Origin of the sequence: Algoriphagus confluentis, assembly GCF_036245625.1 — a bacterium.
GTDB classification, from domain to species: Bacteria; Bacteroidota; Bacteroidia; order Cytophagales; family Cyclobacteriaceae; genus Algoriphagus; species Algoriphagus confluentis.
This window is the reverse complement of the sequence record NZ_BTPD01000017.1, coordinates 71,546-95,338: the sequence shown is the minus strand read 5'-3', so window position 1 is coordinate 95,338 and position 23,793 is coordinate 71,546. Positions and strand designations below refer to the sequence as shown.

Below are 23,793 nucleotides of genomic sequence, written 5' to 3'. Positions count from 1 at the left end.
ACACAAGATATTAGATGCAGACTGATCACCGATCAATGCATACTTACAGATTAGGCGGCCTAGCGCAGGGGTCCCACCTCTTCCCATCCCGAACAGAGAAGTTAAGCCCTGCAGCGCCGATGGTACTGGGGTTACACCCGGGAGAGTAGGTCGCCGCCACATTATTCAAACCTCAGTCATACGACTGGGGTTTTTGTGTTTTTGGACCTTCTGAAGATGCAGGAGACAAGAGGCAAGAGGGAAGAGCCGAGAAGCAAGAAGTGAGAGGGTAGAATTCGTTTCTTTAATCTGACCTATTTAACCTTCAAGACCCAAATTTTTTTTTAATTCAAATCCCAAATTGCCGAAAATGGTGCCCGATATGTTTGTGGTGAAAAATCTCCCATTCCTTATGGGTTAACAAACCAAATCGAGGATGGGTGAACTCTGCCTCCGGGCTTTTCTCAAAAGTCTCTTGATAGGCTTTTATAGCCTTTTTCAATTCTCCTTTTGCAGTGTCCAAGTCTGGATACCGCAGCTCCAGCAACTCAGCGGGTAAACCCGGCGCTTTTACTCCAACAGGAAACTCCATATCCGTATACAATAAGGCCTGTTTTGCATTTAACTGCTTTTCATTGGGGATGAAATGGGGGATTTTGACCCGACCATAAGAAAGCTTGATAGTCAATATCAAATGCTCAACCATATGCTGTGGGGTCATGATACCAAACTTAGCCAGGGAATCACTTTTTAGAGCCTTAAGTCGGCTTTCAATATTTTTTAAATCCATGTTACAATATAGGTAAACAAAAAAGCGCTTGATACTATCAAACGCCTTTTATCCATTTTACGAACTCTAGAAATCTTAGCTTCCGCACATTTCGCAGCCTTCCGGATCATCCAAAGAGCAGGCGATGGCATCTTGTTTTTGTGTTTTAATGGCTTCTACTTCATTGGCTTTCTCTACTTTGGGCTCTAGGGCAGACTTATCCAAAGTAAACTTAATCGCAGAAGCTGCAGCTTGTGATCTCAAATAGTACATACCGGTCTTCAGTCCTTTTTTCCAAGCATAGAAATGCATTGAGGTCAGTTTACCGAAGTTGGGATCCTGCATGAAGATGTTCATACTTTGTGACTGACAGATATAGGCACCTCTATCTGCGGCCATGTCAATGATCACTTTTTGAGAAATTTCCCAAACTGTCTTGTAAAGATCCTTAATGTTTTGTGGGATGTTTGGAATGTTTTGAACCGAACCGTTTGTAGAAATCAATCGGTTTCTCATGGTGTCATTCCAGAGGCCCAAATTGATCAAATCTTTCATCAGGTGCTTGTTCACCACGATAAATTCTCCAGAGAGAGTTCTTCTCGTGTAGATATTGGTGGTGTATGGTTCAAAGCACTCGTTGTTGCCCAATATCTGAGAGGTGGATGCAGTAGGCATTGGTGCCACTAGGAGTGAATTTCTCAATCCATGCTTTTTCACCTTTTCCTTCAACTGATTCCAATTCCAACGACCCGACTTTGGAGTCACTCCCCACATGTCAAACTGCAAAATACCTTTTGAAGCAGGGCTTCCGTCATAGGTTTCATAGGTGCCCTGAACTCTAGCCAACTCCATGGAAGTTTCCACAGCAGCGTAGTATATGGTCTCAAAGATATCTTCATTCAGGCCCCTAGCTTCTGCAGAATCGAATGGCATTTTTAGCATGATAAAGGCATCAGCTAGGCCTTGGATACCCAAGCCGATTGGTCTATGTCGGAAGTTGGATCTTCTTGCCTCTTCTACTGGATAGTAATTGATGTCAATTACCTTGTTGAGGTTTTTGGTCGCTACCTTGGTGATTTCATATAGCTTGGAGTGATCAAAGAACAGTTTTCCATCAGGTCCCGCTGTCACAAACTTCGGCAAAGCAATAGAAGCCAGATTACAAACAGCCACCTCATCCGGTGCAGTGTACTCGATGATTTCTGTACAAAGATTCGAAGACTTGATGGTTCCCAAATTCTGTTGATTGGATTTGCTGTTGGCCGCATCCTTGTAGAGCATGTAAGGAGTTCCTGTCTCAATCTGAGATTCAAGGATTTCAAACCAGAGCTCTTGAGCTTTAATGGTTTCTCTTGCCTTGCCCTCCTTCTCATACTTTTCATACAGTCGCTCAAATTCTTCTCCGTGACAATCGGAAAGTCCGGGAGCTTCGTTAGGGCAGAAGAGTGACCATTCCTCGTTTTTCTCCACCCGCTTCATAAATAAATCCGGAATCCAAAGTGCGTAGAACAGGTCTCTAGCCCGCATTTCTTCTTTTCCGTGATTTCTTTTCAGTTCCAAGAAATCCTTGATGTCGGCATGCCAAGGCTCAAGATAGATGGCAAAGCTGCCTTTTCTTTTTCCCCCTCCTTGATCTACATAGCGGGCGGTCATGTCAAAGTTTCTCAGCATCGGCACAATTCCATTCGATACGCCATTGGTGCCTTTGATGTAGCTGCCTTTGGCGCGGACATGATGGATAGAAAGACCGATACCTCCAGCCGATTGGGAGATTTTGGCACACTGCTTCAGTGTGTCATAGATTCCGTCAATGCTGTCATCCTTCATGGTGAGAAGGAAACAGGAGCTAAGCTGAGGTTTTGGAGTGCCTGCATTGAAAAGGGTAGGAGTAGCGTGGGTAAACCACTTTTCAGAAAGCAGGTTGTAGGTCTCAATAGCAGACTCAATATCCTCTCTGTGGATACCCACAGCGACTCTCATCAGCATATGCTGAGGTCTTTCTACCACTTTACCATCCAATCGGATCAGATAGCTTCTTTCGAGTGTTTTGTAGCCAAAGTAATCGTAACCAAAATCCCTCTTGTAATCAATCGCATCATCCAGGCGGGCCGCATTCTTTTTGATGATACCATAGACTTCGGTATCGATCAATTGTGCGTTTTCTCCAGTTTTAGGATTGATGTAAGTGTACAGCCTTTTCATAGTATTGGAAAAGGACTGACTGGTGGTCTTATGAAGGTTGGAGATGGCTATCCGCGCAGCCAGGATTGCATAGTCCGGGTGGCGGACGGTCAGGGAAGCACAAACCTCCGCAGCCAAATTGTCCAGCTCTGAAGTGGTCACTCCATCATACAGGCCATCGATGACCTTCTTCGCCACTTCAATGGGCTGAATGAACTTTGGGTCTAATTCGTAGCAGAGATTTTCTATCCTTGCTGTGATTTTATCGAATCGTACTGATTCTCTTCTTCCGTCTCTTTTGATTACTAACATATACAGGCGATTTTAGGATGGTTGGTGGTAGAAAAGTGGGGTATTAAAAGTCCTCCTCAATGGAGAATCGTGCAGCGCTCTCGGCAGGCTCGGTGGATTTCATTACTCCGGCCTTCTGGTAGTCACCAACTCTTTTTTCAAAGAAGTTGGTCTTACCTTGAAGTGAAATCATTTCCATGAAGTCGAATGGATTGGTACTGTTCCAAACCTTTTCACAGCCCAATTCCATCAATAAGCGATCAGCGACAAATTCAATGTACTGACACATCAAGTCAGCATTCATTCCTATCAGACGTACTGGGAGGGCGTCAGTTACAAACTCTTTTTCTATGGAAACTGCGTCCATGATGATTTCTCGTACGGTCTCCTTGGGAAGTTGATTGACCACATGCTTAGTGTAGAGATGGCAGGCAAAATCACAGTGCAATCCCTCATCCCGTGATATCAACTCATTGGAGAAGGTCAAGCCCGGCATCAGGCCTCTTTTCTTCAGCCAGAAGATAGAGCAGAAAGATCCTGAAAAGAAGATGCCTTCCACCGCAGCAAAAGCAATCAGTCTCTCCTGGAAGTTGCCATTGTCAATCCATCGCAGTGCCCAGTCTGCTTTCTTCTTGACGCAATCAATATGCTCAATGGCATTGAGTAGTTTGTCTCTCTCTGCTGCATCTTTGATATAGGTGTCGATCAAGAGGGAGTAGGTCTCGGAATGGATGTTTTCCATGGCAATCTGGAAGCCATAGAAAAACTTAGCCTCAGTGTACTGGACTTCCGCAACGAAATGCTCAGCGAGATTTTCGTTTACGATACCATCGGAAGCTGCGAAGAAGGCCAAGACATGAGAAATAAAATGTCGCTCTCCGTCGTTCAGGTTTTTCCAATCGGTCAAATCCTGACTCAAATCAATCTCCTCTGCTGTCCAGAAACTTGCCTCAGCTTTTTTATAATACTGCCAAATGTCGGCGTGCTGAATGGGAAATAGGACAAATCTGTTTTTGTTCTCTTGTAAAATGGGTTCTTGCTGCATCTTTCTCTCTGGTTTTATTATAAACAAATGGGCTTCAAACTCTCCTTGGGCTGGGCTGCTGATAGCAAAGGCTGCCTTTTCAGAACAGCCTATGTAACAAATATGTGAAGCAAATTGATAAAAAAAAATCCCTAAACAGGCACTTTAAGGTTATTTTTGACCAAAAGTCAGAAAAATTATAAAAGCTATAAAATCAGATAATTGGGGTTTTTTAGATAAAGAATGAAATCAATCCAAAAGGCTCATAATGGGCGATTGAAATATTTTCAACAAATTCAAAAAAGTTTTCCACAGGAAAATGTGACTAAAATTTTGAACCTAGGTCAATAAATTTTCTTTTTCTCAAAGGGCTTTTTTACCTTTTTACCGGAAATGTCAAGGCCCTCATTTTCAATTGACAAACTTAGAGCATTTTTAATTAGCGGTTGTTTCACTTTAAATGGTAGGGGTGAAATTGGGAGTTTTTTAATCTTTGAATGAAATGCAAATTGCAATTTCTTCCATCATCAACCCAGCTTTTTGTCGATACGCAAAGCCTGCCTTGGGGTGCTTGATTGTCAATCTCGCCGTGTTGAAGTCGGCAGCACCAAAAATACACCTTCTTTTACCTCCGATATTCCATTTTCATTTTTGCACTTTGGTTTTTTGTTCCAAATGTATTCCCTATATTTGCACTCCGATTTCGATAAATCAGTTCTCATGTACGCAATTGTAAACATCGCAGGAAAGCAGTTCAAAGTAACAAAAGATCAGTTCGTCTACGCTCCCAAGCTGGATGGCGAAACTGGCGCTTCCGTGGAATTTGACCAGGTCTTGTTGGCTGAAGCTGACGGCGCTGTGTCTGTAGGCGCTCCCACTCTTGCAGGAGCCAAGGTATCCGGGAAAATCCTGGATCATGTCAAAGGTGACAAAGTGATTGTCTTCAAAAAGAAGCGTAGAAAAGGCTACAAGAAGAAGAACGGTCACAGACAAGACTTCACCAAAGTATTGATCGAAAACATTTCACTCTGATATTTTCCTCAGGAAAATTCATAAACGTACAAAACCATGGCACACAAAAAAGGTGTAGGTAGTTCCAAGAACGGTCGTGAATCACATTCCAAAAGATTGGGTGTGAAGAAATTTGGCGGTGAAGTAGTTATCGCCGGAAACATTATTGTAAGACAAAGAGGTACCAAGCATCACGCAGGACTCAATGTAGGCGTGGGCAAAGACCATACGTTGTTCGCTCTTTCTGACGGAGTGGTAGCATTCAAGAAGAAAGCAGATGGCAAGTCTTACGTAAGCGTAGTGCCTTCTTAAGCTTAAGACCTACCTCAACAAAACGCTAAACCTCTTCCAACGAAGAGGTTTTTTTTTTGCCCTTTTCAGACTTTTATCACCTTTGGTCAAGAAAAAAGTGATTTTTCCATGATTCCTCCTAACTTTTGAATTGAATCAATACCAACCAACCTTAGATGAAAAAGATTACTAGATTTTCCTGGTCGGGACTTGTCTTGCTCCTGACTCTTGCCGGGAATCTGCTTTTTGCGCAGCAAGTCCCGGATACTAAAGTGTATGATGCCGTGCAATGGCGCCTGATTGGTCCCTTCCGGGGAGGAAGAGCCGATGGGGTGACCGGAGTGAATGGCAGTGACAAGACCTATTACTTTGCTTCCACCGGAGGCGGAATCTGGAAAACCACCAATGCAGGACAAACCTGGAAATCCGTATCCGACGGTTTCTTTGGCGGCTCTATGGGAGCTGTCGCAGTAGCCGAAAGCGATACTTCCGTCGTTTATGCCGGAGGAGGAGAGAAAACCGTCCGGGGTAATGTCTCTTTTGGCTATGGCATGTGGAAAAGCACCGATGCCGGAAAAACCTGGTCTCGGGCCGGCTTGGAAAAAAGTAGGTTTATCTCCCGACTTCGTATACATCCCACCAATCCGGATGTGGTTTACGCAGCAGTATTGGGGGATATTTTCCAGCCAACTGACCTACGTGGTGTCTATAAAACGACCGATGGTGGAAAGAACTGGGAGAAAATCCTGTACACCAACGAGCAATCCGGTGCGGTGGATTTGATCCTCGACCCAAACAATCCAGAGACGATCTATGCCACGACCTGGGAAATCAAACGAACTCCATATAGCCTCGAAAGTGGTGGTCCGGGTTCCAAAATGTTTAAATCCACCGATGGGGGTAAAAATTGGGAAGAGCTGTCTGCCAAAGAAACTTTCCCGAAAGGGGTGCTGGGAATCATGGGAATCACCGTTTCTCCCAAAAACTCCAACCGACTCTATGCCATCATCGAAAATGACAACGGAGGAGTCTTTACTTCCAAAGATGCCGGGCAAACCTGGGAGAAAGTCAATGAAGACCGAAGCCTTCGTCAGCGGGCTTGGTACTACTCCAGGATCTACGCCGATACCCAGGATGAGGAGACCGTCTATGTGCTCAATGTGAGCTATCACAAATCCACCGATGGAGGCAAAACTTTTAAAGGCGCCAATGCTCCTCATGGAGATCACCACGACCTTTGGATCGATCCGGCAAACAATCAGCGGATGATAATTGCAGACGATGGCGGAGCTCAAGTATCTGAAGATGGGGGAGAAAATTGGTCGACCTACATGAATCAGCCTACTTCCCAGTTTTATCGGGTGACTACCGACAATAGCTTCCCCTATCGAATCTACGGCGCGCAGCAGGATAATTCTACCGTCCGAATCCGTCACCGAAATGATGGAGGAGCGATCACCGAATCCGATTGGGAACCAACGGCAGGAGGTGAGTCCGGCTGGATTGCGCCGGATCCTTTGGATAATGATATCGTCTACGGTGGTTCGTATGGAGGTCTATTGACCCGAGAGAATCACCGCAACGGAACTTCCCGTACCGTCAATGTATGGCCGGATAATCCGATGGGTCATGGTGCAGAGGGAATGAAATATCGTTTCCAATGGAATTTCCCGATCTTCTTTTCTCCTCATGATCCCAAGCTACTCTACACGACTAGTAATCAGTTTCACCGCTCGACCAACGAAGGCCAAAGCTGGGAGGTCTTTTCTCCTGACCTAACCCGAAATGACAAGAGCAAACTCGGACCTTCCGGAGGACCGATTACCAAAGACAATACCTCTGTTGAATACTATGCAACCATCTTTACCGCGGCAGAGTCTCCGGTGAAGCAGGGTGTCATCTGGGCGGGTTCGGATGATGGCTTGGTGCATGTGACCACAGACAATGGTAAAACCTGGCAAAACGTAACCCCTTCCGATATGCCCGAGTGGCTTCAGATCAACTCTATTGAAGCCAGTCCTTTCGATCCTGGAGAAGCATATTTCGCAGCTACTGGATACAAAATGGGGAATTACCAGCCTTACCTCTACAAGACCACCGATTATGGAATAACCTGGACCAAGATCGTTTCAGGCATCGATCCGGAGCACTTTACCCGCGTGTTGCGAGCAGATCCTGTGAAAAGAGGAATGCTTTATGCAGGAACGGAAACAGGCATGTATTATTCCAAGGACGATGGTGCAAGCTGGCATTCTTTACAATTGAACCTGCCGATCGTGCCGATTACGGATTTGACCATCAAGGAAAACAACCTGATTGCGGCAACGCAGGGAAGATCATTCTGGATTATCGATGATCTGACCGTCCTCCATCAAGCTGAGCCAGGAATTGAAAACAAGGCATTTCACCTTTACAAGCCACAGGATTCTTACCGAATCGATGGGGTGAAGCGAAGCAGCCTCACCAATGGTTCCAACCGTCCGGGTGGAGTGTTGGTCTATTATTTCCTGAAAGAAAAGCCGAAGGACGAATTGAAAATCGAATTTTTCAATGAGAAAAATGAGCGTATCCGATGGTTCTCCACCAAAGGAGTGAATGGAGATACTTTGAAAGTCAAAGAAGGTGCGGGTGAATTCAATTGGAACCTGAGAGCAGAAAATGCCGAAGGTTTCGACGGACTGATTATGTGGGCTGCCAACCTACGTGGGCCTAAAGTAGTTCCGGGAACTTATAAAGTGAAAATGACCGTGGATGGCCAAGCGCAGGAGCAAAGCTTTAAAGTCTTGGCGGACCCTCGCTACGAATCCACACAGGCCGAATTGGAAGAGCAATTTGCCTACTTAATGGCTGTGCGGGATAAAATCACAGAAACCCATCAGACCATCAAGTTGATCCGGGCGTATCGATCCGAGTTGGATTCCCTTTCTACCAAACCTGATAATCTCGAATCCATCAAAGCCGAAATGCAGGAAATCGAGGAGACCCTCTATCAGACCAAAAACCGAAGTGGTCAGGATCCCCTCAACTTTCCGATCCGACTGAACAATAAGCTGGCTCACTTGAGTAGTGTGGTGGGGAATGGGGACTACAAGCCAACCGATCAATCCGAAGCGGTAAGAAAAGAGCTGACCGAGCAGATCGATGTGCAGCTGACCCGATTCCGAAAACTGGAACGGGAGCAGATTTCCCGACTGCTTAATATCGAGGAAATGAAAACCAAATTAGAAATCAAGAAGTAATGCAAAAGGCCTTCAGATCACTCTGAAGGCCTTTTTTGGACCTTTGAGGTTTTCAAAACATCCAAAGGTATTTTTCTTTATTTTTTTTTCTTCCTAAAACAACCTAAACCCTCCTACTTGTAGTCTATACTTTGCACCTCTAAGGTTCAATTGGTCGCTGGGCGAAATTCGCAATCCCCATAATATCCTTACCGTCCGGATAGCCATCGGGATGCAATTGGCTTTATTTTGTCACCTCTCGAATCGCAAGCCAATTATAAATTTGTATGGATTGGAAGGTGTAGTTACAAACATACGCCTGGTCAACGCCACTTTCAAATTCTTCATCAAACTACACTGAGTGGGGGTAGGGGCCAAAAAGAGTCAATAAATAGAAAATGGAATTGATTAATATGATTATCCGCAATGATACCCGTAGATCAAAATGGCCTCGACTTCGCTCGGCCTCCGGGTTTGGAGTTAATTATGGAAGGGGAGAAAAAAGGGGCTGCGCCCTTTTTTTCTCCCCTCCCCAACCTAGAAAACAAGCGGTCACCGAGCAAAGTCGAGGTGAAACCATATAAAATTCGGTAACTGCAGGATTGCGGATAATAGGATTGATTAATATTAAAACAATCTAATCTTCTAATCTAAGCCTAGAATCTGTTCTTCAGACCAAGTTTCAATTGGGTGACGGGTGGGTCAGAGACAGTCTTTGGGATACAATTTTACATTACCAATTTTCTCATTCCAACCTTATTCTGGGGAATTATCCACTCTGCTAATAGGAATTGCTGGAGAATTTTATATTCCTTTAGAGTATTTTCTGAGGCTTTGCAATAATATCGGATATTAATTTGTCTTTTTTATAAAGACAAAAATATAAATATTGTCATTTTTAGATCCATTTATTTAAATTTAAAGTATGAAAGAAGTGTTGAAAGATATACTGATAGAAAATTCCTCTCGGCAACTTACCGAAGACTTGGTGCCAAGAGACACCAAGTTGTATTTGGACTTGCCCAAAATGCAAGCGGTCCTCGGACCACGTCGAGTAGGGAAGACTTCGGCCATGTTCCTATACATGCAGGAGCTTTCTGCTTCTAAAGGGGTTAGTCTTACCCAAATGATCTATTTCAATTTTGAGGACGAAAGGGTACACTTGCTTCCAGAACATCTTGATCAAATCCTTCAAGCTTGGAGGGAGTTACATCCTGGGTTACAGTTGAGCGAGTGCTACTTCTTTTTTGATGAGGTTCAAGCCGCTGTGGGATGGGAAAGATTTCTCAATCGTATCAGTGAAACCTACACCAAAAAAATATGCTTCACGGGTAGTAACAGCCGACTTTTGCATACAGAAATCAATACAGTGCTCAGAGGAAGAAGTATTGCCCTGGAGATTTTCCCCCTTTCTTTTCAGGAGTTTTGCAGGTTTTACAGGCATAAGCCTTCGGTCTTTGGTCCGGAGAAAAGCACCACGGAGGTTTATTTCAAAAAGTACCTCTTCCAGGGAGGCTATCCGGAGCTCACACGCCTGACTGAGCCCAGCCTGCAAATAGCCTATCTTCAGGAATACTACAATACCATGCTGCTACGGGACATTGTCGAATACCGTCAGCTGTCGAATTTCCAATATTTGAGGTCTCTTTTTCGATTGGTGGCAGGAAGTGTGGGTCAGCCTGTATCGGTAAGGAGGTATTTCAATCACCTCAAATCCATGGGATATTCCGTGGGTTTGAACACCGTGTATGAAGTATTGAACTATGCAGAAGATGCTTATCTATTCAAGCGGATCGGACGATTTGACCATTCTCCGGGAAAGTCAGAAAAGTCTGACAAGAAGGCCTATTGGCTGGATAACGGACTTTTAAACGCATTGGTTGGCATACAGCCTGAGCGAAACGGAGTGTTGTTGGAGAATCTGGTCTTTCAGCAACTCTACCGTCGCTATGGCTCCATCTATCAGCAAAGGATATTCTACTATTCAGACCAGTCGCACGAATGTGATTTTGTGGTTTTGCAGGAAAACGAAGAGCCACTTCCGATACAGGTGACTTGGTCCATGGAACAGCTGCATACAAGAGATCGGGAAATCAAGGGTGTCCTCAAGACATGCGCTTACGCAAAAGTAAAAAAGGGCCTCATTCTCACATTTGGTGAGTCCGAAACCTTGGAATTTGATGGGGTCAAGGTCGATATCATTCCTGTCTGGAGATGGCTTCTCGAGGAAGTATAGTTAAAAACATACGCCTGGTCAAGGCCACTTTTAAAATCTTCATCAAACTACACTGGGTGGGGATTTTTTTTAAATGTTGGCATTTTCAAAAGCTTGAGGGTTTAAACTCGAAACTTTTGATTAGTATATGTGGATTTAAAAGGATTTTACTTCAATTTATCTTATAAATCAGGTGAAAAATACTCTTAACAATGGAAGAATAATTAATTTAAATTAATCTTTAATTTATATATTTTTAATTGGCTTTTATTCAAGTTTGTGTTAAGATTTTCAGGGATCCACAGTTCCCCATTTTTTATCATTATTTTATTTATATCTAATCCGTTAGGTGTAAAATCAGCTAAAGTATTTCCAATAGAATCTATAACTGCCATTTTGTTAGGATAGTCTTTCTTCATTTTTCTCATAAATTCAATTAATTCTTCTGTTGATTTGGACCTTATTTTTTCGTTTACATTAATGGGGTCATATCCGGGAAAATATGTGATTAAAAAATGTTTATTAATTTTTTGGATGGATAGAATTTTTCCTGATGATAAGGGATGGTTTATGGATCTGAGTGTTGAAGCATAGTTATCATATCCCTCAAAATTTCGATATGCTTTTAGTTGAATAGGAGTATTTTTTAAGAGTTTATTTGGGTGACCTTTTTTAAAGGTGTATATATTGGGTTCTATTCCAAATATAATATGAATTTCATCTTTTTCAACCGTAAAAACTGGGAGCCAATCTCCTTTAATATAATATTTATCATTTCTAAAAATGCTTATGTTGGGGATTTTAATTAATGGTTTTGATTCACCATTTGCTATATTTATGCTTTCTAAAACACATATGTTTTCGAATTTCGATAAGTCTTTATTGTTAAGGTTTACGATATCTCTATTCCATAGAATCAAATTATTTTCAGATATATCGAAATAGGTTGATTTTGAAATTTGTTCAATTAAGTTTTTGGGCATTATAAAGGTACTAATTGATGTCCCTGTAAAGGAATAATTTATTAATCCTTTTGGGCCAATTGCTGATATGGATTGATCAGCTTGAAATGCAAATGGAATCAAGATATCCTCAAAAAGGAAATTTGTCTCTTTAGTTAAGGGAAATGTGTTTTTGGTATTTCCTTTAAAATCCATTAATAGGATTTTAGGTGATGAATCGGATTTATCCAAAAAAAGGACTTTTTCAGAATTTAAATCCAAATCTTGAAAAATTAAGGTAGGAGAAATTGGAACCTGAATGCTGTCTATTTTTTCAAAACCTCCAATTTCTTCAAATTTCTTTTCTGTTTTTGAGCATGAGAATACGATCAAAATTATTTGAAAAATGAGTAAATTTCTCATAATAACTATTAATTTATAATTTGTGCTAAATTTTTTAACGAAAATAGCAATTAAATTTACCTTAAATTTTATAATATTTTGGTAATCTTCTATTGTTTTCTAAATTAGTGAATGTTTTTGTTGGTCCATTTCTCCTTCAATATGTTACTGTTAAATCATAATCGGTTTTATTTTAGAATTCTTCTTTTATTCTCCTTGTTTACCGGATATTCTTGTAAAAAGGTGGAGCAAATTAGAAAAAATCAAATGATGAGTTCATTTGATCTGATAAAAGAGAAGGAATTTCTTATTCATTCTATTACTTCTGTTGAATTATTGGATTATTTCCCTAAAGAGAAATTGTATTTAGGATATTCCAATACCAACCGTGGCAAAGAGATACTTCTAGTGGATGAAAATGGAAAGGTAATTATTAGTGAGAATATGCAAGGCGAGGGACCTGAACAACATTCTTCGAATTTTTCTAGTATTGGTTTTTCAGATGAAGGAAATATTTGGGTAATGACAAGTGTTGAAGTTTTGCTATATGATCGTAATTTGAAGCTCATTGATCGTTTTAAATATCAGCCCATTGATATTTTATATTTATATTCCTTGGCGAAGAAATTTTCCTATTTCAATTTAGATTCATTCCAAAATCAAATCACCTTTGCTACCATTCCATCTGGCACAAGTAGATTTAACCCCCTAAGTGGAAATAATTTTGATCAATTAATGCTATTTGAACTATACGATCGAAAGAGTTCGACCCTAAGGCAATTTTCTCCTCTTTCTGAGCGTCAGGTAACCAAGGAATTCCTTGGTTTAGTTGGAGGGTTTTATTCCCCTGTTTATGACGTCAATTCTAAATCATCCAAACTTATTCTTACAAGCTCTTTCGATAATCAAATAACCATTCATGATTTATCTGAAGGAATGGCTTTTATAAGGATTCCAATTCTTTATGAGGACCCCAATTCCTTGCCTTTTCCTAATAAATTAAAGCCTGAAGATTTATTCCAAACCCCCGAAGGGTGGTTATTATCCCCTAAAAACCAGAGCATTCATCAGTTGGATGATGATTTATTCGTGTTAGAGTATTTATCGGGTGTTACTATTAATCCGTTCAAAAAGAATCAACCGGAAATTGATGAAAATCCAACTCAGAATCGATTAATTCTTTTTAATTATAATGATCAGCTTAGTAAGGATATTCTTATTCCTGAACGGGGAGTTTTAATGACAACCTTACCAGGAAATCGTCTTCTCGTCAAATCCGTAGATCCAAAAAGAGAAGACGATTTTACCCGATATCTTGTCTATAGAATAGAAGAGGATGCTTCATTTTCTAATTGAATCCCTACCATTTTTTTGGTGTTTCTATCCAATATTAGTTGCAGGAACAATACATTGGACTAGAACCAACTCCTTGGAGGCAGCCTACGCTGCAATTAGGGACACTATGTTGAATTGATCCACCGCCTGAAAGTGAACAAGTAATATAGCAAGGACCATTTCCAGTTCCATATCCGCCTGAAATTTTTTTCATTTGACTTCGCCCGAGTACTTCTTCTGAAGAGAGTCTGAGCATTTCTAAGCTTAATTTTTTCATTTTACTTATTTGTTTTGTGTAAGAATCTTGATCGGCACTTCCGATCATAAGATCCTAATTTAGTTGGTAATCAAGCGAATACCTATACCCTATTTACTAAGTTTCAGTAAATATTTACTAAATTAGCTGTTCCTGATTCCTCTAAGATGGATCCCTCCGCTGTAGGCTTAGAATTACCTAACGATTTGTTCATTGCATTTCAAAAAGGATTGCTGAACATCAGAAACCCCGGTTCATCGTCAAAAGAAACTGCTAGGTAAAAAGTCGACTCTCTGAGGAACATTTTCTTGGGTTTGATTTTGATTCCTTCCAATTGAGTCTCCCGCGTCAAGGTTAAGTTCAGATCATATTCAAATAAGTAGGTATCATAAGAAGTACCATCCGATACCAGTCGATAGCCAAGTCTATAGAGCTTTTGATTCTTTTCATCCACTACCGGTCGGAGAAAGTTCATCTGCTTTTCTAATTCCTTTTTAAACTCCTTTTCTTCAGTTTCATTTTTGGCTCTGAATATTTCCTCCACCGGCACCAGATCTTCGAAAAATTTTGAGCTCTTAGGCTTGGTTTTTACCGTATCTCCATTATACAGGTATGAGGTCATATTAGGTAGGCCTCTGTTTACCACCAGAATACCGCCTGGGAAATCATTGATAACAAAAGAAGGGGAAGAATAGAACGTAAAGGATTTGACCTGAGTCGTCACTGACGAATTTTTCCGCAATTCCACGAATGGGATATCTCTCAAAAGAAAGGAGTCGCTTTTTGGATTATAGGAAAGCACCTGAGATTCGATAGTGCCTATTTCTCCCGTAGTGAAGTGGAATTGATCATCTTTATATAGAAACCCTAAGTTCGAAAATTTTTTGGCTAATTCAGGATAAAAATAAAATAAGTGATCTACCCGTATTTTATCCAATACTTTTCCTTCTAAATTGAAAAAACAGAAAACATTGTCACCTTGAGCGATAAAGTTTTGGTCATCCAATCGCTGAAAGTCTATCAGCCAGTTTCCAATACCATCAGGACCTTCGGAAGGCATTTCCAATTTTGATAGAAGCTTTTTAGTTTTTAAATCCAGTGTGTATAAAAGTCTTTTCTCAAGATTGAAAATAAAATAGGAAGACGCATCGTCAGACATGTCTGAAGAAATTAAAAATTCTCCATCTTCTCCGAGATCGATGATTTCATTTTCAGAATAAAAAATCAGGGTGTCAATCTTGGATGAGTCTTTTGTTAAAGGAAAAGCGGATTTTTCTCCGCATGAGTAGAGCATTCCTAAAAAAAAGAGGGGAAAAACAAAAAATTTTTTCATAATTGGAAATTACTCGTACCTATTTATCTTGAGGAAGATTGATGGTTAAGTTATTTATTTCTGTATCAGCTCCTCAAGAAAAACCCGAATTTCATCAGAATTTGGACTAGGAGCATAGGGATGAATTAGTTTTCCTTCTTGATCAAAAAAAAGATAGCGAGGTATGACATCCACTTTCAGCTTTTCAAGAAACATGGATTCCTCTAAATTCTGTACAATAAAAGAACGATTTGGAATAGCGATTTGGTATTTTTCAACCACATCTTCCCAGTATTTGTGGTTTTTGTCAATGGATAAGTAAATTACTTCAAACTCCCTTTCCTTATACTTATCATGCAAAGCGATGGACGCTGGAAATGATTGGATACAAGGGATGCACCATGCCGCCCAAAAATCAATGTATAGGTATTTTCCTTTTTTTTGGACTAAGAGCTCTTCAAGCGTAGTCGTGGATTTACCAAGCCCCATAAGATCTAGATCCGGCCGCTGATTTTTCAACGCTTCAAAAGACGTCCTGAGAAATTTAGCTTGTGCCTGATTAGCTAGACTATTTTCATAGCTTGTCAACCAATTCGCTGCTTCTTCAAAAGGAAGATAGGGAAGTGTCTGGTTTAAATAGCTGAATAACATTTGTTTGCCGAAAGGGGTAGAGGCATTGGTAACAAAGGGGGAACTTTTTGAGGGAATGGGATGGTGAAGCAGCTCATAGCTAAGCAGGAAATCAGCGAAGTCGTGCAGGTAAATTGTTTGGACGCCTTCCTGGGTATCCCATTCCGATCCAAGAAATAATCGAAAGGCTCCTCTTGCATCAAATGCCCCATCCTCCTCCCCAAAACAGTTCAATTTATTTAGTTCAAAACGGGCTTTTGAAGTGTAAAACTCAGCCAAACTTGGTGAAATGGATTTTTCAGTCCTCAAGGAATCGATCCAAGACAGCTCCAAATTCAAGCTTTCTACCGCCTCTTTGCGGTATTGCTTGAGTTCCTCCTTTAGCTCTACTGGCATAAACGAGGCATAATTCGATTTCCATAATAAGTAAAAATCTTGAAGTTTTGTGTAGGTAGATTGGTAAAGATCTCGATTCCTAAGGAGTTCCAAATTGGTTTCATATGAGGAGGTTCTTCTATTGACCGTTTCCATCCAAATGTTTTGTTCATTTAGTTTTATTAGTACCGTATCTCCCTTTTGGAATAGGTAGCTGAAACGATTCTGGCTATTTTCTTGATATACTAGCTCTAAAAAGCCTCTTTTTGTTTTGATTATCCCATAGTGACTAAGGGAATCTCCTGAAAATTCTATTTTCGCAGAAAATAGCTCATCATCAATGTACATAAATGAGCCTTTACGCTTTGCCAAAAAATCACCAACCATGCTATCTTCTAGCATCAGAACGATTTGATCTTTTTGTTCTTCTTGATTACTACTCTGAAGTGCGGAATCACAAGAAAATAGGAATAGGATTCCAAGGACTATAAAGATCGGTCGGTTAAATTTTGCTTGGTGATTTGTATCAGTCCCTTCCATTTTCCTTAAACTGGTCTTCTAGTTTTTTATGTCTTTCTAGACTTTTGAGGATGGCAGAATCTAAGGGAAAAGCTTTGGACAACTTATTGATTTTCCAGAACTCTTGCTCATAGGTAAAGGCGTTTGATGGCAATATTTCATCCCTTTCTATAATTTCACGACTTTTGAGCTTTTTGAAATTTTCGGTTTTTATTTCATCAAACCACAAGGTAGATATATCCATTTGGTGACTGCCCACATTCCGATTGATAAACCGAAGTACTTTATGGACCAATTTTTCAGGGTAGTATTTATCCTGAATTTTTCGATATTTCATTAGAAATTGCTCATATAATTCCCGTTCAGGATCCAGGTAACGAGTCACTTGAAACTCTACCACTGCATAGTCACTGCTATTGACTTTTATATAAGTAGTCCCTAGAGGAGGGTCAGTAGTCCCGTAGGCAATGGTGAAAATAGTATCATTATCCACTAGCTCGTACCCAAGGAATTCTTGATAGATGGGTAATTCCACAATGCCAAAAAACTCATTCAAATACCCATTACTATTAAATGGGCTTTCGTCCAAATAACTTTTCCTAATAAAGTTGTCTTCGTATAATCGAATGATTGGGTTGCTTGGCACTTTATTTTTCTCTTCAAAAGCGTAAGAATCTTCCTGTGCTTTCAATAGTAAGAGAAAAGTTGAGTCTATTTCCGAAAAATCGCCACTCTCTCTGTAATGCTCGATTTTAATTTTGGCTCCTTTTACTTCTTTTGTATATCCAACATCCTCCACTACTACTTGAGCTTCTGTCAGATGGGTAAACTCCTCGTAATTAGTGGATAACTTTCTGAATAAGCCCGTCATTTGGTGCCTTTTCTCAGGATAATTCTTTGGGATATTTTGTGCTATTTTTTGAAAGAAGTCTTTGAGGTAATCCTTTTCTGGTTTTACTGTAATTTCATCCAATACGATGGTTTTACTTTGCAATGTGATATTCGTCGGATTATTTTTGAGGCTTTTTATTGCCATTTGCGCTTTGGTGTAGCTAAGATGAGATACTATCAGCGTATCAATTTTTAAGCTCTCAGGAAAACGTAGCTTAAAGAATCCTTCGGAATCAGATAGACAATTGAAATCCGGATAGTTTTTTAGAAAAATATAGGCATTGGGGACTGGAGAATTTCCATCTCGGATGGTTCCAGAAATATGATTTTGCCCTGCCTTATTCTGAGAAAAGAGTAAAGTGGAAGAAAAAAATGAAATAATAAAAGCAATGACATATTTCATCTCTTATTGCAGAATTTCGTGGTTAAATTGAACCCCTGATTACCTCTAGCAAGCTGGCCTTCGGTAGGAGGATAGTAAGTGTTCTTCTTATATATTTAAGATATTTCTTTGGAAGATGCCTGTATAATATTGGATTTCTAAGGACTACTTTCTTGGTGAACTAGGAGCAAGGCCCCTAGTTCAAAATTCTCCCAATTAATAACTATACCAACCTGTGCTGCATCCTTGCATGCTATACCCCGCTGAGGTCACTGCATTCCAATAATTTGCGCCTCCCGAATTATTGCATCCGTTGCTTGTCCAGCCATAAGCCCAGCCCGAATAAGCACCTCCAGAAAGTTGATTACAGGATCTAATCATATACATGGTAGCACAATAGCTCATTCCATACCCCCCAGTAATCTTCTTCATCTGACTTCTTTCCAAGACTTCGTCGGTGCTGAGTCGTAGCATTTCTAAATTTAACTTTTTCATTTGTTTGTTTGTTTGTTAGTTTTGTTTAAGAATCTTGACCGGTACTTCCGGTCATTATATTTAAAATTATTTACTTAATTAGCTAATGCCTAGTAAGATATTTCTAATTTTCAGTAAGTTTTTACTGAATTAGGTAATCCTTTCCACTTAGATGGATCACCCCGCTGTAGGCTAAAAACCGTATCTCTTCATCCAATAAATCCATAACCTGATCTTTGTTTGCTAGCTGAAAAAAAGAACATACCTTTTCGGATAAATCAGTCATTTGAATAAAGCTGTCCTCTGAAAGGACTGATAAAAGATAGGAGGCAATGGGGCCTACTAGGTATTCTATTATTTCTGTATGGTGCTGATCCCAAAGTAATAAGGTTTGATAGAAATGGGGAGGAGGCAGTAGGTTTTCCTCTATTGAATTCATTTTAATTTGGGTAAATAAAACAGAGTTTTGAGACCAATCCCATTCTGAAATGATGGTTTTGCAATTGGCTGCCAATTTTAGCTCGGCCTTTTCTTGCCAGTTAGGATCCTTCAAAGCTTCATTGGCCAATTGAATGGCAGAAAACGCTTTCTCCTCTTCGAGTTTGTATTGAAGGAGGGATCTGATTAGTCTAAGCTTTTCTTCTTCAAACTCATAAACATCGTTTAGTATTCTTTTCCAAGGGGTGATATTGGAGATGCTTTCCAGATAGTCTTTAAATTCCTGAATTGTGAATTTTGTTCTATCCCAGGCAATTCCCTCTTTTTCACAAATGGCGGTTAGCATTCGATCAGTTCTATAAAATTGTTCCTTTTCAGATTTTGCTAAATAGTCCTTTGAATAGGATGAAATTTTATCATAGGGATCTTTTTTGCTTACAGGATGAGTTTTTTCTGAGTGTGATTTTTGGTCTGATTCGAAGAGATCAGAAATTCTCCGATAATAATCCGGATAATCAAGCCGTAATCGATGGGCTAGCTGGTCACAAACCCACCCATTTTTCTTATAATCTCCTAAGGTATGGATATAGGAAGATTTGGTTGGTAAGTGATGAAAATTCCCAAATACTTCCATGTAAGAGGGGTCGTAAACAGGATCCAACAGGTAGTTTACCTCAATCCCTTGATCATTACTCAGGCAATGGAAAATATACTGCTCAACTAGCTGGTTAAAATCCCTAATTTGCATTGGGTTTAAGGCTTTAATCTGGTCTTGGTTAACAGTTATAAATTGCTCGACCATTTGAAAATAGTCTTTAAAAAACGCGTGATTTTTCCCTCCAAGAATCCCCGCATTACTGGCCTGAATTTCCTTTTTCTTATCTATTTGTTCTTTAATTGGCTTTGGAACAAATGGAAAAGTATTCCCTACAAGTCCGACCAACTCTTTATAATAATCAAAATCTTGCTCGATATTCTGGGCAATCAGTTGGCTAGAAAGAAGTTCACTAGGAAATGGGGCATAAACATATACGTCTCCGTCAACATTGAGGAAAGGTTCCTCATGTAAGGTATAGGAGTAGATTTTTTTCATCACCCATAAGACGGGAATCTCACCTAAGTCCAAATCATCCAATTCAATTCTCACCTTTTTATAAGGTAAGTTCAACTGGTCAATCAGTAACTCTTTCCCTTTTTTGTCAGTGATCAATTCTAGATTTTCATAAAATTGACGAAGCTGTAAGCAACTCAGCGCCCAACTCATCAAATGATACGGAGCACTGCACCACCCAAAACTATCTTTCAAGGGGTCTTTTCCCTCATCAATCCAAAATGTGTGAACAATCTTCATCTAGTACACCATTATTGACCTGAACTTGAAAAATAGGCGCTCTGCCACACTCAGTTCTTCGGTGATGATTTCAGCATTTCCCAAGAGTTCTTGGGTAAATGGAATTTCCCTTTTGAAAGAAGTCAGGGTTCCTTCGGGTAGCGTGGCATATACCAAATAGTTGAACTCTTCATCCGGAGACACCGAAATGCTTGAAATCCTCCCGATCAAAGCCCCATATTCTTGAAATGGATAATTGTCCAATTTGATCAAGACTTTTTGGTCCATGCTCACTTTTCCGGCATTTTGAGCCGCTATTTTCATTGCACCCATCAGTGCTGATTTATTGTCCGGTAATACGGTAAACACTAGTTCCCCTGAATTGACTTGCTGATTGGCACCCCATACTTTTTGGAAGCTGACTACTCCATCAATGGAAGATTTCATCAGATACAAATATTCCCAATCCCGTAAACTCCGCTTTAATCCTTGGTAGGATTGGATCAGGGCTTTCATAGACCTCGCTTCCTCTTCTTCCCGATTGATGTTGGTGTTTTTAATCGTTTGATTTGCCGTGTTCAGTGTTTCCTGCAATTGAGAAATGGATATGGCCATTTGGTTGACCTGTTCTTCCATCTGCAAATATTCCATTTCACGGGATTCAAAATCCTTGTCTGCAATGACCCCATCCTGATGGAGGTTTCTGTTACGCTCGTAGTCGATTTTGGCTAAGGAAAGTCTTCTGCTAAGTAATTCTTTTTGGGATTGCTGACTGCTGATCCGTTTTTTGATTTCCTCTATGGATGCTTTGGTGCCCTCCAACTGTCCTGCAAAGGGCTGTAACTCCCTGATCAATCGATACTCCAAATAATTCCTTTCGAATTCCAAAAACGATAATCCCACCTCCCCTAAAACCAACTCGGCAAGTAATTCAACAGGAAATAAAAAATCATTTTCCTTACCAAAGGGCTCTTTTTCTAAGGTAGTTTTCAGAAACAGAACATCTTCCAACCTAGCTGTACTCTTGATACCCGCTAAGGGCTGTCCGATTTTTACCTGATCTCCATTTTTGATAAAAAGGTGCTCTATCTGTCCAGTAACACGGGCAGCTATACGTTCTGTTGGGTCGGCAGTAGTGACCAATACTTTAGCTTCTACAAAATCAGGATATCGGATCAAAAAGGATAATCCTATTAAAAGAGAAAGGAGGATGAATATCAATGTAATGCCCCATCGAATCAACCAAGCCGGGGGCCGGGAAATAATCTCCTGGACTTCTTCAGACCGAAGGTTAAGATTATCGTTTTGGCTAATTACAGGCATGATCAGTTTGAGATAATTTTTTCCAATTCCAACTGATTTTTCACCAGGTCATAATAGATGCCTTTGGCGTGAACCAATTCTACATGGGGCCCTTGTTCAACAATTTTACCCCGATCGATTACAATGATCTGATCCGCATTACGGACCGTACTCAATCGGTGGGCAATGATAAAAACCGTTTTGCCCTGCATAAACTTTTGGAGATTTTCCATGACCTGGCGTTCATTTTTTGCGTCCAAAGCCGAGGTAGCTTCGTCAAAAAAGAGCATAGCCGGATTTTTGTATATAGCCCGGGCAATAAATAGGCGTTGCTTCTGCCCTGTACTCATTCCCACTCCTTCATTGCCAATTTTGGTATTGAACCCAAGCGGTAAAGACTGGATAAATTCCAGGATATTGGCGATACGAGCAGCTTCTAGCAACCTTTCCTGATCAATGAAATCTTGACCCACTGCGATATTTGCTGCTATGGTATCGTTGAATACATAGCCTTCCTGCATCACCACCCCGCACTGTTCCCTCCAACTTTTTGGGCTGACAGTTTTAAGGTCATGCTTACCATAGCGGATTTCCCCAGAGCTCGGCTCATAGAATTTAAGCAATAGCTTCATTAAAGTGGTCTTGCCGCTACCGCTTGCACCAACTATCGCCGTGACTTTTTTCGGCTGGATGTGTAGGTTAATCCCGGTAAGAACTGCCTCATCAGCACCTACATAGCGAAAGGACAGGTTTTTTGCTTCCATGGTCTCACTAGGTTCAACTGTTCTGACCAACTGTGCCTTCACACTTTCCTCATCTTCCTTATCATGGATTTCATTAAGTCGCTCCAAGCTGATTGTTGCATCTTGGAACGATCGGACAAACCCTACCAATTCATTAATGGGGCCATTCAACTGTCCGATGATGTATTGAAGAGCGAGCATCATCCCCAAGGTCAGGTTTCCTTCGATCACGAGCATGGCAGAAGTAAAAGTGATCAGGATATTTTTGAGTTCGTTGATCACGGATGAGCCTACCTGCTGGGTCTGCTCTAGTGATAAGGATTGAATGGATACCTGAAACAATCTGGCTTGTACAAATTCCCAACTCCACCGCTTTTGGGTTTCGGCATTGTGCATTTTGATTTCCTGCATGCCATTGATGAGCTCAATCACAGTGCTTTGTTCCTGACTCAACTGAGCAAACCGCTTGTAATCGAGTTCTCTGCGTCGCTTCATAAAAAACAAGACCCAAACAAGGTATAGCACACTACCGCCAAGAAAGATCAAAAAAATAGTAATGCTGTAATAGACCAAAACAGCGCCAAAAACGATTAAATTGAAGAAAGAAAATAGGGTGTTGAGTGTGGTTCCAGTCAAAAGGTTCTCAATCCTGCGATGATCGCCTATTTGCTGCATGATATCCCCGGTCATCCGAGTATCAAAGTAAGAAATGGGCAGGTTCATCAGCTTGATGAAAAAGTCAGAAACCAAAGAAATATTAATCCTAGTCGTCAGGTGAAGTAAAATCCAGCTTCGAGTTACTTCCACACTCATTCTGCCTAAAAACAGCATAATCTGTGCAAAGAGAACCAAGTAAATAAAATTGATGTCCTGATTTTGGATTCCCACATCCACAATGCTTTGCGTCAGGAAAGGAAAAATCAGCTGCAACAAACTACCTACCAGCAGGCCTATGCCCAACTGAGCAATTAAGTTTTTATACTGGAAGAGGTAGTTGAAGAGGAAACCAAGGGATCGTTTTTCTTTTTCCTCCCATTTCATTTTTCGGAAGGCTGGAGTAGGCTCCAGTAAAAGCGTGACCCCTTCCTGAGTATGCTCAGTGGCATTATTACCGATCCACCGGGAGATAAACTCGCCCTTGGAATACGAAATCAAACCATAGGCAGGATCAGAAATATAGACGGTATCTTTTCTGATTCGATACACCACCACAAAGTGCTGCTTGTCCCAATGGACAATTAAGGGTAAAGGAGCCTGAATCAACTTTTCAAAGCTTAACTTGGCACCGATGGTCTTAAACCCCATCCCTTCAGCTGCATCACTGAGCTTCAATAGGCTGCTTCCTTCCCGAGTGGTCTCCGATATTTCACGAATTTCTTTTAAGGAAATAAGCTTCCCATAGTGCTTTGCGATTATCCGCAAGCAAGTGGGTCCACAGTCTTTGGAGTCAGGTTGTTTGTAATGGGGAAAGGTGGTTTTCAAAG

The 23,793-nt window shown here is 40.7% G+C and carries 16 protein-coding genes and 1 rRNA gene; 6 read left to right on the top strand and 11 right to left on the bottom strand.

Annotated features, from left to right (window positions below; genetic code table 11):
- Positions 1-50: 50 nt before the first annotated feature.
- A 5S ribosomal RNA gene (gene rrf / locus AAA943_RS19910) occupies positions 51-162 on the top strand.
- A gap of 166 nt (positions 163-328) precedes the next feature.
- On the opposite strand, the gene AAA943_RS19905 is transcribed toward rrf, so the two are convergent.
- From AAA943_RS19905 to AAA943_RS19895, 3 genes are all read right to left on the bottom strand, one after another.
- Positions 329-700 carry a DinB family protein gene (locus AAA943_RS19905; RefSeq protein WP_338226126.1) on the bottom strand — a complete coding sequence of 124 codons (372 nt, stop codon included), beginning with the start codon at positions 698-700 and terminating at the stop codon, positions 329-331.
- Between the two features lie 144 nt (positions 701-844).
- Positions 845-3,241 (bottom strand): ribonucleoside-diphosphate reductase subunit alpha, encoded by a 2,397-nt coding sequence (locus AAA943_RS19900; protein ID WP_338226124.1) that lies wholly within the window; start codon positions 3,239-3,241, stop codon positions 845-847.
- A 43-nt stretch (positions 3,242-3,284) separates the two neighbouring features.
- Positions 3,285-4,265, bottom strand: a complete 981-nt coding sequence (locus AAA943_RS19895; protein ID WP_338226123.1) for a ribonucleoside-diphosphate reductase small subunit — start codon at positions 4,263-4,265, stop codon at positions 3,285-3,287.
- Positions 4,266-4,964: 699 nt separating this feature from the next.
- Here AAA943_RS19895 and rplU point away from each other — a divergent pair.
- The 4 genes from rplU (at position 4,965) to AAA943_RS19875 (ending at position 11,000) form a co-directional block, all read left to right on the top strand.
- Positions 4,965-5,276, top strand: coding sequence for a 50S ribosomal protein L21 (gene rplU / locus AAA943_RS19890; RefSeq protein WP_338226122.1), 312 nt, complete (start codon positions 4,965-4,967; stop codon positions 5,274-5,276).
- A 36-nt stretch (positions 5,277-5,312) separates the two neighbouring features.
- Positions 5,313-5,567 carry a 50S ribosomal protein L27 gene (rpmA, locus tag AAA943_RS19885; protein ID WP_338226121.1) on the top strand — a complete coding sequence of 85 codons (255 nt, stop codon included), beginning with the start codon at positions 5,313-5,315 and terminating at the stop codon, positions 5,565-5,567.
- A gap of 155 nt (positions 5,568-5,722) precedes the next feature.
- Positions 5,723-8,785: a WD40/YVTN/BNR-like repeat-containing protein gene (locus AAA943_RS19880; RefSeq protein ID WP_338226120.1), complete on the top strand. Its 3,063-nt coding sequence runs from the start codon at positions 5,723-5,725 to the stop codon at positions 8,783-8,785.
- 904 nt (positions 8,786-9,689) lie between these two features.
- Positions 9,690-11,000 carry an ATP-binding protein gene (locus AAA943_RS19875; protein ID WP_338226119.1) on the top strand — a complete coding sequence of 437 codons (1,311 nt, stop codon included), beginning with the start codon at positions 9,690-9,692 and terminating at the stop codon, positions 10,998-11,000.
- Between the two features lie 203 nt (positions 11,001-11,203).
- On the opposite strand, the gene AAA943_RS19870 is transcribed toward AAA943_RS19875, so the two are convergent.
- Positions 11,204-12,343, bottom strand: coding sequence for a hypothetical protein (locus tag AAA943_RS19870; protein ID WP_338226118.1), 1,140 nt, complete (start codon positions 12,341-12,343; stop codon positions 11,204-11,206).
- 222 nt (positions 12,344-12,565) lie between these two features.
- Between AAA943_RS19870 and AAA943_RS19865 the strand changes: the two genes are divergently transcribed.
- Complete coding sequence (locus tag AAA943_RS19865; protein WP_338226117.1) at positions 12,566-13,678, top strand: hypothetical protein; 1,113 nt, start codon at positions 12,566-12,568, stop codon at positions 13,676-13,678.
- A gap of 455 nt (positions 13,679-14,133) precedes the next feature.
- Here AAA943_RS19865 and AAA943_RS19860 read toward each other — a convergent pair whose 3' ends face one another.
- The 7 genes from AAA943_RS19860 to AAA943_RS19830 form a co-directional block, all read right to left on the bottom strand.
- Positions 14,134-15,246: a DUF4221 family protein gene (locus AAA943_RS19860; protein ID WP_338226116.1), complete on the bottom strand. Its 1,113-nt coding sequence runs from the start codon at positions 15,244-15,246 to the stop codon at positions 14,134-14,136.
- A gap of 54 nt (positions 15,247-15,300) precedes the next feature.
- Positions 15,301-16,770, bottom strand: coding sequence for a TlpA family protein disulfide reductase (locus AAA943_RS19855; protein ID WP_338226115.1), 1,470 nt, complete (start codon positions 16,768-16,770; stop codon positions 15,301-15,303).
- The gene (locus AAA943_RS19850) at positions 16,757-18,043 is read right to left on the bottom strand and encodes a carboxypeptidase-like regulatory domain-containing protein (RefSeq protein WP_338226114.1); all 1,287 of its coding nucleotides are present in this window, start codon (positions 18,041-18,043) and stop codon (positions 16,757-16,759) included. The genes AAA943_RS19855 and AAA943_RS19850 overlap by 14 nt, the downstream gene beginning before the upstream one ends.
- A 195-nt stretch (positions 18,044-18,238) precedes the next feature.
- On the bottom strand, positions 18,239-18,517 hold the full coding sequence (locus tag AAA943_RS19845; protein ID WP_338222090.1) for a hypothetical protein: 279 nt from the start codon (positions 18,515-18,517) through the stop codon (positions 18,239-18,241).
- Between the two features lie 121 nt (positions 18,518-18,638).
- Positions 18,639-20,285, bottom strand: a complete 1,647-nt coding sequence (locus AAA943_RS19840; protein ID WP_338226113.1) for a DUF6734 family protein — start codon at positions 20,283-20,285, stop codon at positions 18,639-18,641.
- Positions 20,286-21,587, bottom strand: a complete 1,302-nt coding sequence (locus AAA943_RS19835; protein ID WP_338226112.1) for an HlyD family secretion protein — start codon at positions 21,585-21,587, stop codon at positions 20,286-20,288. It lies immediately after the preceding gene.
- Positions 21,588-21,589: 2 nt separating this feature from the next.
- Entirely contained in the window at positions 21,590-23,791 is a 2,202-nt protein-coding gene (locus AAA943_RS19830) for a peptidase domain-containing ABC transporter (RefSeq protein ID WP_338226111.1), read from the bottom strand.
- Positions 23,792-23,793: the final 2 nt, after the last annotated feature.